9 protein-coding genes are annotated in these 14,131 nt (G+C 68.4%); 7 read left to right on the top strand and 2 right to left on the bottom strand.

Annotation, left to right across the window (positions count from 1 at the left end; genetic code table 11):
* Positions 1 to 32 precede the first annotated feature (32 nt).
* From MEBOL_RS27265 to MEBOL_RS27285, 5 genes are all read left to right on the top strand, one after another.
* A complete protein-coding gene (locus tag MEBOL_RS27265; RefSeq protein ID WP_095980196.1) occupies positions 33 to 1,406 on the top strand; it encodes a GH1 family beta-glucosidase in 1,374 nt (457 codons plus the stop codon).
* A gap of 86 nt (positions 1,407 to 1,492) precedes the next feature.
* Entirely contained in the window at positions 1,493 to 1,951 is a 459-nt protein-coding gene (locus MEBOL_RS27270; protein WP_095983034.1) for a response regulator, read from the top strand.
* The gene (locus tag MEBOL_RS27275; protein ID WP_095980197.1) at positions 1,948 to 5,748 is read left to right on the top strand and encodes a bifunctional serine/threonine-protein kinase/formylglycine-generating enzyme family protein; all 3,801 of its coding nucleotides are present in this window, start codon (positions 1,948 to 1,950) and stop codon (positions 5,746 to 5,748) included. The genes MEBOL_RS27270 and MEBOL_RS27275 overlap by 4 nt, the downstream gene beginning before the upstream one ends.
* A gap of 118 nt (positions 5,749 to 5,866) precedes the next feature.
* Entirely contained in the window at positions 5,867 to 6,856 is a 990-nt protein-coding gene (locus MEBOL_RS27280) for an ADYC domain-containing protein (RefSeq protein WP_095980198.1), read from the top strand.
* A 110-nt stretch (positions 6,857 to 6,966) separates the two neighbouring features.
* On the top strand, positions 6,967 to 8,781 hold the full coding sequence (locus MEBOL_RS27285) for a penicillin-binding transpeptidase domain-containing protein (RefSeq protein WP_179956304.1): 1,815 nt from the start codon (positions 6,967 to 6,969) through the stop codon (positions 8,779 to 8,781).
* Here the strand turns inward: MEBOL_RS27285 and MEBOL_RS27290 are convergent, their stop codons facing one another.
* Entirely contained in the window at positions 8,782 to 9,114 is a 333-nt protein-coding gene (locus MEBOL_RS27290; RefSeq protein WP_095980200.1) for a MazG nucleotide pyrophosphohydrolase domain-containing protein, read from the bottom strand.
* A gap of 134 nt (positions 9,115 to 9,248) precedes the next feature.
* On the opposite strand from MEBOL_RS27290, the gene MEBOL_RS27295 reads away from it, so the two are divergent.
* Positions 9,249 to 11,006 (top strand): DUF4091 domain-containing protein, encoded by a 1,758-nt coding sequence (locus MEBOL_RS27295; protein WP_095980201.1) that lies wholly within the window; start codon positions 9,249 to 9,251, stop codon positions 11,004 to 11,006.
* Here the strand turns inward: MEBOL_RS27295 and MEBOL_RS27300 are convergent.
* Positions 10,967 to 11,782 (bottom strand): ABC transporter ATP-binding protein, encoded by an 816-nt coding sequence (locus tag MEBOL_RS27300; protein WP_095980202.1) that lies wholly within the window; start codon positions 11,780 to 11,782, stop codon positions 10,967 to 10,969. The genes MEBOL_RS27295 and MEBOL_RS27300 overlap by 40 nt on opposite strands.
* 472 nt (positions 11,783 to 12,254) lie before the next feature.
* Here MEBOL_RS27300 and MEBOL_RS43190 point away from each other — a divergent pair, with 472 nt between their 5' ends.
* Complete coding sequence (locus MEBOL_RS43190) at positions 12,255 to 13,922, top strand: hypothetical protein (RefSeq protein ID WP_179956305.1); 1,668 nt, start codon at positions 12,255 to 12,257, stop codon at positions 13,920 to 13,922.
* The last annotated feature ends 209 nt before the right edge of the window (positions 13,923 to 14,131 follow it).

A 14,131-nucleotide genomic window follows, 5' to 3' on the forward strand; every position in this document is an offset into this window, starting at 1 on the left:
TCCATCCCCAATCACAGAGGTCCCACACACGAATGGCAAACATCGGTTTCCCGAAGGGGTTCATCTGGGGTACGGCTACCTCCTCGTATCAGATCGAGGGGGCAGCGAAGGAGGACGGGCGCGGCGAGTCGATCTGGGACCGTTTCTCCAAGACGCCTGGAAAGGTGGGGGACGGGACGAATGGCGATGTCGCCTGTGACCACTACCACCGCTTCCGTGACGACATCGCGCTGATGAAGAGCCTGGGGATGCAGGCCTACCGCTTCTCCATCGCGTGGCCGCGCGTCCTTCCCTCGGGGCGGGGGAAGGTCAACCCGGCGGGGCTCGACTTCTACAACCGCCTGGTGGATGCGCTGCTCGAGGCGGGCATCGAGCCCTTCGTGACGCTCTACCACTGGGATCTCCCCCAGGCGTTGCAGGACGAGGGCGGGTGGACCCAGCGCTCGACCGCGGAGGCCTTCGTCGAGTACTCGGGCGTCGTCGCTCGCTCGCTGGGCGACCGGGTGAAGAAGTGGATCACCCACAACGAGCCGTGGTGCACGAGCATGCTCGGGTACGAGAAGGGCATCCACGCTCCCGGCATCAAGGACTTCCGCTCGGCGCTCGCCGCGAGCCATCACGTGCTGCTCTCGCACGGGTGGGCCGTGCCGGTGATCCGCGCCGCGAGTCCGGGCTCCCAGGTGGGCATCACGCTCAACCTGTCCCCCGCCGAGGCCGCCTCGCCGAGCGCCGCCGACTACGACGCCTTCCGGAACCACGACGGCTACTTCAACCGCTGGTTCCTGGATCCACTCTACGGGCGTCACTACCCGGCGGACATGGTCGCGGACTACATCAAGGCGGGCCACCTGCCGGCCGAGGGGCTCACCGTGGTGAAGCCGGGAGACCTCCAGGCCATCGCGGTGCCGTGCGACTTCCTCGGCATCAACTACTACAACCGCGCCGTGCTGCGCAGTGACAAGGTGCCCGAGGCCGAGAACCATCCGCGCACGGTGTTCCTCGCTCCCGAGTCCGAGTGGACCGAGATGGGCTGGGAGGTCCACGCGGACAGCCTCCGGCGGCTCCTCACCCGGCTGCACCTCGACTACGCGCCGGGCAAGCTGTACGTGACGGAGAACGGGGCGAGCTTCTCGACCGGCCCGGATGCCCAGGGGCGGGTGCGGGATGACAGGCGGCTCGCCTACCTGCGGGACCACTTCCTGGCCGCGCGCAAGGCCATGGACGCGGGCGCGCCGCTGGCCGGGTACTTCGTGTGGTCACTCCTGGACAACTTCGAGTGGGATCGCGGCTACTCCCAGCGCTTCGGCATGGTCTGGGTCAATTATGAGACCCAGCAGCGCATCCCCAAGGACAGCGCGCTCTGGTACCGCGACGTCATCAAGGCCAACGCGGTGAGCGAGCCCTGATTTCACGGTTCGTCCGTTCGCTGGGGGCTCTGTCCAAGGTTCGGCGTTTCTGACAGGATGGGAGCGTTCTCCTTCCCCCAGGTATGATGGACACCGGTCACAAATCGCCCCCGTCCGATGAGGCGGAATCCAAGACGGGAGCTTCCCCTTCGGAAGGCCGCAAGGTCCTCGTGGTGGACGACTACGATGATGCCCGGGAGATGTACGCCGAGTACCTCGAATTCCTGGGCTACGAGGTCCAGACCGCCCGCAACGGACAGGAAGCGGTCGAGCGTGCCCGGGAGTCCCACCCGGACGTCATCCTGATGGATCTCTCCCTGCCCGTGCTCAGTGGCTGGGACGCCACGCAATTGCTCAAGACCGACGAGACGACCCGCGACATCCCCGTGATGGCGCTCACCGGCCACGTCTTCGCCTCCTCGTCGGACAAGGCCCGGGAGGTCGGCTGTGATGCCTTCGTCACCAAGCCGGCCCTTCCCGATACGGTCGCCGATCAGATCCAGGCCCTCCTGCGGAAGACGGGAAGCAAGCCGCCCTCCCGGTGAGCGAGTCTCCGCTTCATCCTCCGGGCCCTGGTGCCCGGGACGAGTGGCACCCGCCTTCCGAGGTCGATGAGTACCGGCTCCTGCGCCCCCTGGGCAGGGGCCGGACCGGGCGCGTCTACCTCGCCCACGACACGCTGCTGGATCGCACGGTCGCGGTGAAGTTCATCCCCGCGCTCGACGCGGCGGCCCTGCCGCGCTTCCTCATCGAGGCGCGAGCCGCCGCCCGCATCCAGCACCCCAACGTCGCCACCCTCTACCGCGCGGGTCAGTTCGAGGGGCACCCCTACCTCGTCTCCGAGTTCATCCGTGGCACGAGCCTGGACAGGCTGCCTCGCCCCCAGCCGTGGCAGCGCGTCCTGGAGATTGGCGTGGGCCTGGCGCGGGGGCTCGCCGCCGCCCATCGCCGCAACGTCCTGCACCGGGACATCAAACCCGGCAACGCCATCCTCGAGGAATCCGGCACGGTGAAGCTGCTGGATTTCGGTCTGGCGAAGATCCTCGACGCGCCCGAGGCGCTTCCCGCCGCGTCCGATGATTCGCGGGATGGGGTGCTTCCTGAAGAGGCGCTGTCCCCGGCGTCACTGGAGCTGCCCTCGCTCACCCCGGGCACGCTCGTGGGCACGCCCTATTTCATGTCCCCCGAGGCCTGGGCGGCGGAGCCCTCCACGGTGCGCTCGGACCTCTTCTCCCTGGGGGCGGTGCTCTATGAGCTCGCCGCCGGACGGGGGCCCTTCCGCCATGTTCCTCCACGGGAGCTGGCCCGGACCGTCCAGGAGCAGGACGCACGTCCCCTGGGAGAGGTCTGTCCGGACGTGGACGCGCGTCTGGCCGCGGTGGTGGACCGCTGCCTGCGCCGCGATCCGCTCGAGCGTTTCGCTTCCGCCGACGCGCTATTGGAGGCGCTGGAGGACGTGCGCGCGGGCGACAGCGTCCTGCGCGTGCCCGAGGGCAATCCCTACCGCGGCCTGAATGCCTTCCAGGAGGAACACCGGGCGCTCTTCTTCGGCCGTCAGCGGGAGGTGCGCGCCGTCGTGGAGCGGTTGCGCGCCAATGCCTTCGTGCTCGTCACGGGCGACTCCGGCGTGGGCAAGTCCTCCCTATGTCTGGCGGGGGTGGTTCCCCTCGTGGTCGAGGGTGCATTGGAGGACGGCTACACCTGGCGCCCGGCGCGGATGGTGCCTGGACGCCGCCCCGTGGCCACCCTGGCTTCCGTGCTCGCCCCTCATTTCCCGCTCGAGGAAGCGGCCATCGAACGGCTCGCCCGCGAGGAGCCCACCGCGCTGGTCCGCGCCCTGCGCGCTTCCCTGGGCGAGCACACCCACCAGGGGCTCCTGCTCCACGTGGACCAGTTGGAGGAACTCGTCACCCTGAGCGAGCCGGGGGAGTCCCTGCTCATGGCGGAGCTGCTCGCGCAGATGGCCTCGGGGCTGGCGGGGGTGCGGCTGTTGGCCACGGTTCGCAGTGACTTCCTCACCCGGTTGGGGGTGCTTCCCGGACTGGGCGAGGCGCTCTCGCGTGCCCTCTACCTGCTGCGGCCCCTGGGCCGGGAAGAAGTCCGGGAGGTGATCACCGGCCCCGCCCGGCTCAAGGGCGCCCGCTTCGAGTCCGAGGCCCTCATCACCTCGCTGGTGAACTCGACCCTGAGCGCCGAGGGCAGCCTGCCGTTGCTCCAATTCACCCTGGCGGAGCTGTGGGAGGCGCGGGACACGGAGCGCGGCCTCATCTCCGCGGCGGCCCTGGAGACGCTCGGCGGGGTGAATGGCGCGCTCGCGCGCTATGCCGACGGCATCATCGCCCAGCTGTTGCCGGACCAGCGGGAGGCGGCCCGGCGGCTGCTCATGCGGCTCGTCACGGTGAACAACACCCGCGCCCGCCGCGCCGAGGCCGAATTGCTGGGCCAGGACCCCGCCGCGCCCGCGGCCCTGGAGGCGCTCATCCGCGCGCGCCTGGTGGTGGCCCGGCGCTCCGAGGAAGGCGCCTCCTTCGACATCGCCCACGAGGCGTTGCTCACCGGCTGGCCCACGCTCGCCCAATGGTTGGCGGAGGCCCATGATGCACGCCAGCTCCATGCCCGGCTCGAGCATGCGGCCTCCGAGTGGGAGCGGTTGGGCCGCTCGCGCGAGGCCCTGTGGGGGGCCCGGCAGCTGGCCGAACTCCAGGCCCATCCCCAGGAGGCGCTCTCCGCGCGTGAGACGCTCTTCCTGGAGGCCTCGCGTCAGGCCCTGCGCCGGGGCCGGTTCCTCACGCGGGCGTTGGGGGTGGGGTTCGTGGCCTCGCTCGCGCTGGTGTACGCGGGCCTGCGGGTGAACGCCTGGTACTCCCTGGAGCGGGAGATGCGCGCGCGGATGGAGGAAGCACGGGCGCAACTGACGCACGCGCGCGACCGGCGTCAGGTGCTGGAGCAGGCCCGGGCGGAGGCGTTGTCCCTCTTCGATGCCGGCCGGTTCGCGGACGCCTCGCCGCGCTGGACCGAGGCGCTGCGGCTCCAGGGCGACACGGAGCGGGCCTATGGCCGTGCGAGCGACACCTTGGAGAAGGCCCTGGTGCTGGCCCCCGGCCGTGACGAGGTGCGCGAGGCCTTCTCCGCGGTCCTGTCCGAGCGCGCGGAACTCGCCGAGCGCGCCTTCCGTGCCGGGGATCGGGACGAGCTGCTGCAGCGCCTGGGGCTCTATGACACCCAGGGCACCTGGCTGGCGCGCTGGACCGCGCCCATGCGCCTGCGCGTGCGCACCCAGCCCGAGGGCGCCAGCGTGTCCCTGGCCCGGTATGAACTCGTGGACGACCAGCGGGTCCTCTCCCCGGCGAGCCCCCGGGGTCTCACGCCGCTGGAGGGGCTGTCGCTGGAGCGCGGCTCCTGGATGGTGGTGGTGAGCGCGCCCGGGCGCGTCACGGTGCGCTATCCGTTGCGCGCCGAACCCGGAGCCGAGCGCACCCTGGAGCTCTTCCTGCCCGAGGTGGAGCGGGTCCCCGAGGGCTTCGTCTACGTGCCCGGCGGCTCCTTCCTCTTCGGGACCGCGGCCGAGGAGAACCTCCGCCAGTTCTTCAACACGACCCCCCTGCATGAGATGCACACGGGGCCCTACCTCATCGCGCGCACCGAGGTGACGTATGGGGATTACCTCCAGTGGTTGGAGACGCTGCCCGCGGAGGAACGGGCGCGCCGTGCGCCGCATGGTGCCTCGGCCACCTCGGTGAACGCGGAGGTGAAGCTGACGCGGCTGCCGGAGGGGCGTTGGAACCTGCGCATCATGCCCAACGTGGTGGCGTACGAAGCGCGCGAGGGCGAGCCCATCCGCTACACCCAACGCCCCCGGGAGGTGGCGCAGGACTGGCGGCGCATGCCGGTGGGCGCCATCGACTACGCGGATGCCCGGGCCTACGCCGCCTGGGTGGCGAGCACGGGCCGTGTCCCCGGGGCTCGGTTGTGCACCGAGCTGGAATGGGAGCGCGCCGCCCGCGGGGCCGATGAGCGGGAGTTTCCCCAGGGAGACGTGCTGTTGCCCTCGCAGGCCAACTTCGATGAGACCTACGGAAAGGTGGGCGCCAATTTCGGCCCGGACGAGGTGGGCCGACATCCCGGATCGCGCAGTCCCTTTGGCTTGGACGATATCTCCGGAAATGTCTTCGAGTGGGTCGACTCCGCCTTGGAACCCGGACGCCCGGTGGCACGCAGTGGCAGCTACTACTACGCCTCCAGCACCGCCCGGATCCCCAACCGGGAAACCCCCGAGCCCAACTTCAGGGATCTCAGCGTGGGCATGCGTTTGTGTGCGGAGGCACCACTCCCGGTGAAGTGATGGGGAGTGGACATCGGCCGCGTCGAATCGACAACGCGGCACTTGTCGGTGAGTTCACCCATGCATTTCTTGCCGCCGGGCCACTGAACAGTTCGGCCTCACTCCCCCCAGGACATCCATGCGCTTTCATTCGACCTCGCCCCTGCTTGTTGGCGCCCTGCTGTTCTCCGCGTGCGCCGGTCCCACCCAGACCGAGGAGGACGCCCAGCTGGCCATCGCCGCGAATCCCCTCGCGGCGGAGAACGGCGGCGATCTCAACGGAGGCGACCTGAACGGGGGCGACCTCAACAGCGGGGACCTGTCCAACTTCATCACCAGCGTGAACTTCAATCCGGCGCGCAAGGGCAACTCGGACGTGGAGCTCGTGTCGCTCCAGGGCACCACCTTCTATGGCTACCTGCGTTACGACCACGATGACTACGAGATCATCCGGGACCGGGAGTTCATCGGCGTGGAGTTCCAGGGCAATCTCGGCGGTGGCGGAAGCGTGCGCCTGCGCATCACCGGGATGAACGCGGCCCCCGCGCCCAATTCGGATCTCAAGCTCTACAGCGTCGAGTACCGCGACGAGAACTATCTCTGGAAGCCGGCCTGCCGCGATGCCGCGGGCAACGTCGTGCAGGCCATTCCCGTACCGGGCGTGTGGAACTACCAGCAGGACGTGCCGGGCGGCGGCTCCAAGTACAGCGATCCGGAGCGCTTCACCTTCGCCTGCCTGGGCGGCGCCATCGCCAAGTGCACGCTCTGGGGCTACCGGCCCTGGGCCAGCTACAACGGCACGAACCTCGAGTCCTACCACCAGGCGTGCACGCGCCTGGTGCGTGCCGACTACTGCGGCACGGGCAAGGCGCATACGGTCGCCGGCAACCGCATCAACTTCTATGACCCGCTCGGCATCCAGCAGGACTCCGAGGCGTGGTTGTTCGAGGCGGCGTGGGACGCGAACGGCGCCCGCTGCTTCTACGCGCTCAACCGCACGCATTCCGAGTTGCCCTGCTTCAGTGCCCGGCAGGATCTGCTGTGTGGCCTGGACCTGGGCTCGCCCTCGCTGGGCGTGCTGCTGCGCAACGAGACGCCTGGCACCCTGGGAATCGATCCAGGCAAATAGCCACACTCCAGGGAGGGCTCCGCCGCGTTTCTTGACGGGCTGGAGTCCTCGCGCACAGTAGGTGTGTGTCCTGGCGAGAGTGGAGGGTTGGAGTCTGTGCCGCGGCTGCCTTGCTGCTGGCCTCGTGTGTGACCGTGAAGGCGCGTCCCGAGGCGGACCCGCTCGATGAAGCCCAGGCCTACCTGCGCGCGTGGGCCGAGGGCGACTTCGCGGTGCTGCGGCGCTCGGTGGACGCGCCACCGGCGAATTTCGAGGCGCGGCATCAGCGCTTCCGCGATGAACTGCGCATCCTCTCTTCCCGCTTCGAGCCTGGCCGTGTCGAGCGCGAAGGGGAGAGCGCCGTGGTCACCTTCCGAGCCCTCCACGTGTTGCGCGGGCTGGGCGAATGGCAGGTGGATGGCGCGCTGCGGCTCGTGCTTCGCGAGGGGCGTTGGTGGGTGCGTTGGAGTCCGGCGGTGCTGCACCCCTCGGCACGCGAGGGGGATCACTTCTCCCTCACGAGGACGCGCCCCCGGCGGGCCGCCCTCCTCGACGGACAGGGACGACCCCTCACCGAGGAAGGCGAGGTCATCACCATTGGCGTCGAGCTCCGGCGCATCCAGAAGCGCGCCACCGTCGCCTCGGCGCTCCAGACGCGCTTGGGGGTGGACCCGGCTCGGCTGGAGAAGGTGCTGAACGCGCCGGGTGTGGCGCCCGGGCATTTCGTTCCCATCATCGACGTGCGGCCCGAGCGCTACCAGCAGGTGCGTCCGGCACTCGCGCCCGTGCCCGGCATCTTCTTCCGCCGCAAGAGCGCCCGGCTCGTGCCGGCGGACGGTTTCGCGGCGCACACCCTGGGGCGGGTGGGCGAGGTGACGGCCGAACTGCTCGCGCAGCTGGGTCCGACCTATCAGCGGGGCGACATCGTGGGTCTGTCCGGGTTGGAGCGGGCCTATGAGCGGCAACTCGCGGGACGTCCCTCCGGCGAGGTGCGACTCACGCGCCCGTCTGGCGAGGTGCGCGTGCTCGGCCGCTTCGAGGGAGCGCCGGGCATGCCGCTGCGCACCACGCTGCTTCCGCGGGTGCAGTCCGCCGCGGACCTGGCGCTCGAGGGTGTGACGCAACCGGCGGCGCTCGTCGCGGTGGACACCCGCACGGGTGCCATCCTGGCGGTGGCGAGCCGTCCACTCGAGGAGCCCTTGAATCGGGCCCTCACCGGCCGCTATCCGCCCGGCTCGACCTTCAAGGTCGTCACGGCGGAGGCGCTGCTCGCCGGAGGAATGGGCGTGGAGACCGCCGTATCGTGCCCGGCGGGCGCGACCGTGGGCGGCAAGTTGTTCCGCAACTTCGAGGGGGAGGCATTCGGGACGACCCGCCTTCGCGTGGTCTTCGCCCACTCGTGCAACACCGCCTTCGTGATGGGCGCGGCGGGGCTCGCGGCGGATGCGCTCGGGGCCGCGGCGCATCGCTTCGGCTTCGGTGTGGAGTATGGGGTGGGGCTTCCGTCCCCCGGTGCCTCGTTTCCTGGCCCCCGGGATGACGCCGAGCGGGCGGCGGCCGCCATCGGACAGGGGCGCGTCCTGGCCACGCCGTTGCATATGGCCTCCGTCGCCGCGGCGGCCAGCTCGGGCAAGTGGCACGCGCCCTACCTCCTGGCCGATCTCTATGACGGTCCGAGCGCTTCGCTCGCGGCGGGGACGCGGGGATCCTTGCAGGCGCTGATGCGCGCCGTCGTCACCGAGGGCTCTGGCCGGGCCGCGTCGGGCGTGGCGGGACTCGCGGGCAAGACGGGCACCGCCGAATTCGGGACCGGCACTCCGCTGCCCACGCACGCCTGGTTCATCGGTTTTCGCGACGGCATTGGCTTCGCCGTCCTGGTGGAGGGCGGTGGCGTGGGCGGCCGTGTCGCCGTGCCCATCGCCGCGAAGTTCGCCGCCGCCTTGTGATCAGCTCCACGTGCGTTGCTGGTTGCGGGCGTTCTTGTCCCGGAACGCCTGCTCCAGATCCACACCCACCCGGTTGGAGATGGCCACCAGGTAGTTGAAGACGTCCACCAGCTCCTCGGCGAGGTGGGTGCGTGCTTCCTCGGTCGGAGTGGCCTGACCCTCGTCGAAGAACTTGTTGTAGCGGCGCACCGCCTTGAACAGTTCACCCACTTCCTCACCCATGAGGAAGCAGTTGTGGACCAGATCCACCTTCAACCATCCATGCATCGCCTCGAGCTCATGGATGTAGCGTTGGTAGTCCTTCATCGTCGCGCCTTCGGGGAGTGTGATCATGCGCTCCTTCCTCGCTGGCGCGTCGTGAGCTGTCAAGGCCACCAGTCGCCTGCTGGGTCCGCCGCCCCATGCTTCGTGAACTGGACCCAGGGGCAGACGACGGGCCGGGATTTCATTCCCATGCTGAACACACCATGAAAATCCTCGCGTGTGTTTTGGGCATGCTGTCGTTGATTGTTGGACTGCCCGGCCGTGTCGGCTGTGCTCCCTCCGTCTGGGGGCTTGGCGCGATGGAGAAGGTCCGGCCTCAGACGCCCTTGGGCAAGGGCTCGATCGTGCGGTTGTTCGCCGCGCGCAACGAAACGGTCTCCTTCCAGGTGGGTTTGCACGGAGGGGACGCGGGATGGAACGGGGTGAGTGCGCGCCTTCTCGCGTTGAATGGCCCCGTCTCCATTCAGGGGGCGGACATCCTCCTCTACCGCGAGGAGTTGCTGTCCATCACCAAGCCCACCTTGCCGTATTCCGAGCCGGGGCAGTGGCCGGACGGCCTGGTGCCGGACGTGGACGAGACCTTCGGGGAGAAGCGTCGGGCCTTTCCCTTCAACATTCCCGCGGGTGAGTCCCGCGCCGTCTGGGTGGATGTGCATGTTCCGATGGACGCGCCCCCAGGGGAGTACCGGGGCGCGGTCGAAGTGGAAGGGGAGGGAGTCCGATCGACCGTCTTCGTGTCCCTCACGGTGGTGGACTGGGTGATGCCGAGCACCCCCTCGCTCCGGACAAGCTTCCTGCTGTGGGCGCCCAGCGTGTGTCAGGCGTTCACCGGCGAGCGGGACTGTCCCCCGGAGGTTCAGTTCCGGTTGTTGTCGTCCTTCCAGAAGATGGGGCTCGAGCACCGCGTCACGCTCACCAGCCGCTTCGATCCCGAGGACGTTCCCGAGCCGGCCACCTTCGACACCTGGTGGTCTCCCTTCCTCTCGGGGACGACGCCGCTGCGTTTGCCGGGAGCGCGGATGACGAGCGTGGAGTACGCGGGGCCCTCCACGCCCGAGCACCTCATGGACTTCTCCGCCCGGGCCTCGGCGAGCGGCTGGGCGCCCTTGACCTTCTACACCGTGGGCGATGAGCCCCCCATCTTCATCTCGTTCGACGAGGCGCGTGCCCGCTCCTCGCTCTTGCGGCAACGGGCTCCGTCGCTGCACACGTTGCTCACCATCTCCTCGCTCCACGCACTGGAGGTGGAGCGGCTGAATGACCTCATCGACATCGCCGTGGTGATGGTCAACCGGCTCGAACCGTCACAAACGGCGGCCGAGAGTGGGCCGTCCTCTCGCTCCGAGGCGTTCCTCCGCTTGCCGGGCCGGGAGTTGTGGCTCTACCAGTGCTGCATGTCCCATGGCTGTGGCTCGGGCGCGCCCGAGAACCTTCCAGGGCAGGGCTGGCCCTCGTACATGGTGGACGTTCCGGCGACGAAGGCGCGGGCCCTGGAGTGGGTGTCCTTCCAGCGGGGCGCGACGGGGGAGCACTACTACCAGGTGGCGCAGATGCTCTCCACGGCATGGACGGACCAGTACATCTTCAGCGGGAACGGGGATGGAACGCTCTTCTACCCAGGGAAGGCCGCGAGCATCGGTGGAACCCAGGACGTGCCGCTGCCTTCCATGCGTCTCAAGCTCATCCGCATGGGCATCCAGGACTACGAGTGGTTGAAGCGGGTGAGCGACCTGGGAGACTCGGCGTTCGCCCAGGAAGTGGCGCGGGAGCTCATCCCCGAGCCCTGGCTCGTGCCCGATGAGGGCGAGGCCTTCGAGCTGGCCCGCGTGCGCCTCATCCAGCGGGCCCTCATGCTCTCGGGCGCCAGGGTTCCGGACTCCGTGAACGCCTACCTGCGGGAGCACTCAGGGCCCGTGGCTCTTCACGACCTCTCGCCGGTGGGGTTGGGGCCGGAGCCCTGAGGTCCCTTCTTCCGCGCCAGCCAGTTGCGGAGGAAGGCCTTCACGGCGGGGTGCTGGGACTCGCGGAACACCCCCGGTGGGCCTGACTCGACGATGCGCCCCTCGTCCATCAGGACGAGGTTGTCGGCCATGCCGAAAGCGGACGCCACGTCCGGGGTGATCACGACCGAGGTCGCTCCGAGCTGCTGCTTGCTGGTGGCGATGATCTCGTTGACGGCGGCGGTGGTGAGCGGATCCAGTCCGGCCGTGGGGTCGTCATAGAGGAGGATCCGGGGCTGGAGGATGGTGGCGCGCGCGAAGCCCACGCGCTTCTGCATGCCGCCGGACAGCTCGCCCGGAAAGCGGGTGGTGGCGTGCGAGAGCCCCACCTTGGCGAGCGTCGCGTTCACCGTCTCCTGGATTTCCGCCTCGGACATCCGCGTGCGTTCGCGCAGGGGGAACGCCACGTTGTCGAAGACGTTGAGCGAGTCGAAGAGGGCGTTGGCCTGGAAGAGGATGCCCTGCTTGCGGCGCATCTGGTTCAGCGCGGACTCGTCCATGCTCGCCACGTCCTGCCCTTCCACGAGCACGGTGCCCTGGTCCGGCCGCAGCAAGCCCATGATGTGCTTCATCAGCACGGACTTGCCCGAACCGGAGATTCCCAGCAGCACGCAGGTGGTGCCCTCGGGGACCACGAGGTCCACGCCCCGCAGGGCCGGGTGGCCGCCAAAGGACTTGTGGAGGTCCCGGACCTCGATGGCCAGCTTGCGTGCCGGCTCGCTGTTCGTGTCGCTCATCGTCCCCGCACCATATACGGGATATACGGGCGGCGCTCTTCCGGGTTACTCGGAATGGGATGGGTGAACCCTGGCGGCACGGAATGTATGGGTTTGGGTCCGGAGCGGATGTTCCCGGCCCGTGAACCGAGATGACAGCCGACGTGATGGGGTGGATGGCTACGCCGCGGCGCGACTGACCCCTGGGATGGGTTCGTGGCCTGTGTGCTGTGCCTGTAGAGATTCAGCGGTGCCATCAGGCGCATGGCCTGAGGCGGGATGTAACACCGTGTTCATTCGGCCGCGTGGCGAGAGTCCTTCACCGCCACGAATTCCTTGTCTGAATGGCTTATCCCTTCTTCTTTCACTCCGTTTTTCTTGTTTGTATGGCCTCCCGGTTCTCCTCGGGGAACACCTGTCCGAAAAAGAGAAAAACGGCTGCATAGATCGTCGGCTGCTCGGCTCCTCTACGAGGAATTGTTTTGGAGGCAACGTGCAAGTTCTGCCGACGATGACCGTGGTGAAGCGTGGCTGTGGCTGGGTGGCCCTGGCTCTCTCGGGACTGCTGATGGCGTGTACGCCGGAGCCTACGGAGAAGCCGGATTGTGAGACGGCGCCCGATAGTGAGGAGTGCTCGAAGCCTCCACCTCCAGATGCCAAGTACAAACTGTCTCTCGATGGCGAGATGGCGACGTACAAGGCGGGGGGCGACATCAAGGTCTCCTGGAGTGCGCCCGAGGATCATCCTGAGAGCGATTGGGTGGGACTCTTCCCCGAGGACAACCTGGAGTCCTCGCATCTGACCCGGCAGAACGTTCCCGCGGGCTCCAGTGGAACCCTGACGTTCTCCGCGCCCTCGCGGAGTGGAAAGTACGCACTGCGCTACATCACCGGTTCCGGGAATGTCGCGAAAGAGGTCGGAAGCAAGTCGTTCTCGGTGGAGGTGCCTCCGACTCACATCTTCCTGTTCAGCAACGACGCGGGCGGCGACTACACCCTGGTGGTGGACCAGGATCTGCCGAACATCCAGATCGGTATCCTGTCGCGCAGGCCGACCCGTGTGAAGTTGGCCGGCGCCTACGTGGGCAACGTCAGTGCCGTGCGGTTGGTGAGCGAGGCGTTCCAGGAGTCGACCGTGGAGGGCGTGACCGCGTCCAGGATCCAGCGTGTTCCCTCGGAGTCGGTCACGGTCACGCAGCCCTATACGCCGCCCACGTTGGTTTGCACCACCGGCGACCGTGTCCTGTTGTCTCGAAATGGATGCAACTCCACGACCCAGGTGGAGGAGTACTTCCTGTCGAAGTTTGGCGAAGTCCAGGTCCTGTCCCACGTGAGCAAGGAAAGCGAGTTTTCTGGGTCTATCGAGCTGTCCAAGGCCCGGATGAACCTGGTGCTCGTCCGGGATGCCGAGCGGTTCGACGTGGCGGCCGCGCTGGGTTCGCCCGCGGGCGCGGTCGATATCGTCGTGGACGTGAACGCCACGGTGGGATCGTCCGCTCCCGGAATTCCCGCGCTCACCACGGGCAATCTCGCCGAGGGGTCCACGGTTCGGATCAACAACTACGCTTCCATCGTGGGAGCGGGAGGGGCGGGCGGCTCGGGTGGCAATGGCGCCAAGGGTTCTTATGAGCATACCTGCAGCCGAAATGGGTTTCCGGGCGGAGCGGCGATCCATCTGACGGCGCCGACCACCCTCGACAACAAGGGCAACATCTGGGGCGGCGGCGGTGGCGGCGGTGGCGGTTCTGGAGAAGGCTTTTCCGTGGGCGGAGGCGGTGGAGCGGGCTTTGCTGGCGGCGCGGGGGGCGTGAAGGTCAGTCCTCTCAGCGAGCGGGAGGAGATCGCGTACTGCGGCGCGGACAATCGCAAGCTGCTTCGCGAGAGCGCCCCCGGTGGTGCGGGGAGCAACCTCGCGGGAGGCGAGGGGGGGAAGGTGGGTGACCTCGAGAAGACGGACTCCTTCGCCCTGGTCGCCGGAAACGGTGGCGGCTATGGCCAGCCCGGCGGGTCTCCGAAGGGTCAGGTCATCGCCTCCCGGGGCGGGGCCGCGGGCGCCGCCATCAAGCGCAACGGCCACAGGGTGAACCTGCCGGATGGACCCTTGCCGGATGCGGCCTACGACATCGGCTTTGGACCCCTTCGCGGTCCGATTGAGCCGTAGTCGCTCGTGACGCGCCGGGCCAGGGGGTGGGTGACTCGCCGCGACGCGAGTGGCCCACCCCCTGTCCTTTTTCGCGGTGTGGATGCGGGTGAATCGGCTCTCTCCGAGATTCGTTTCACCAAGAGCACAGTTTCTCAGAATGGACGAACGCGTGGGAGACGTGAGCCATACATCGGGGCAAAGGTAGCCGTTGTTCTTCCAGGCTCTGG

The organism is Melittangium boletus DSM 14713 (assembly GCF_002305855.1).
Classification (GTDB): domain Bacteria; phylum Myxococcota; class Myxococcia; order Myxococcales; family Myxococcaceae; genus Cystobacter; species Cystobacter boletus.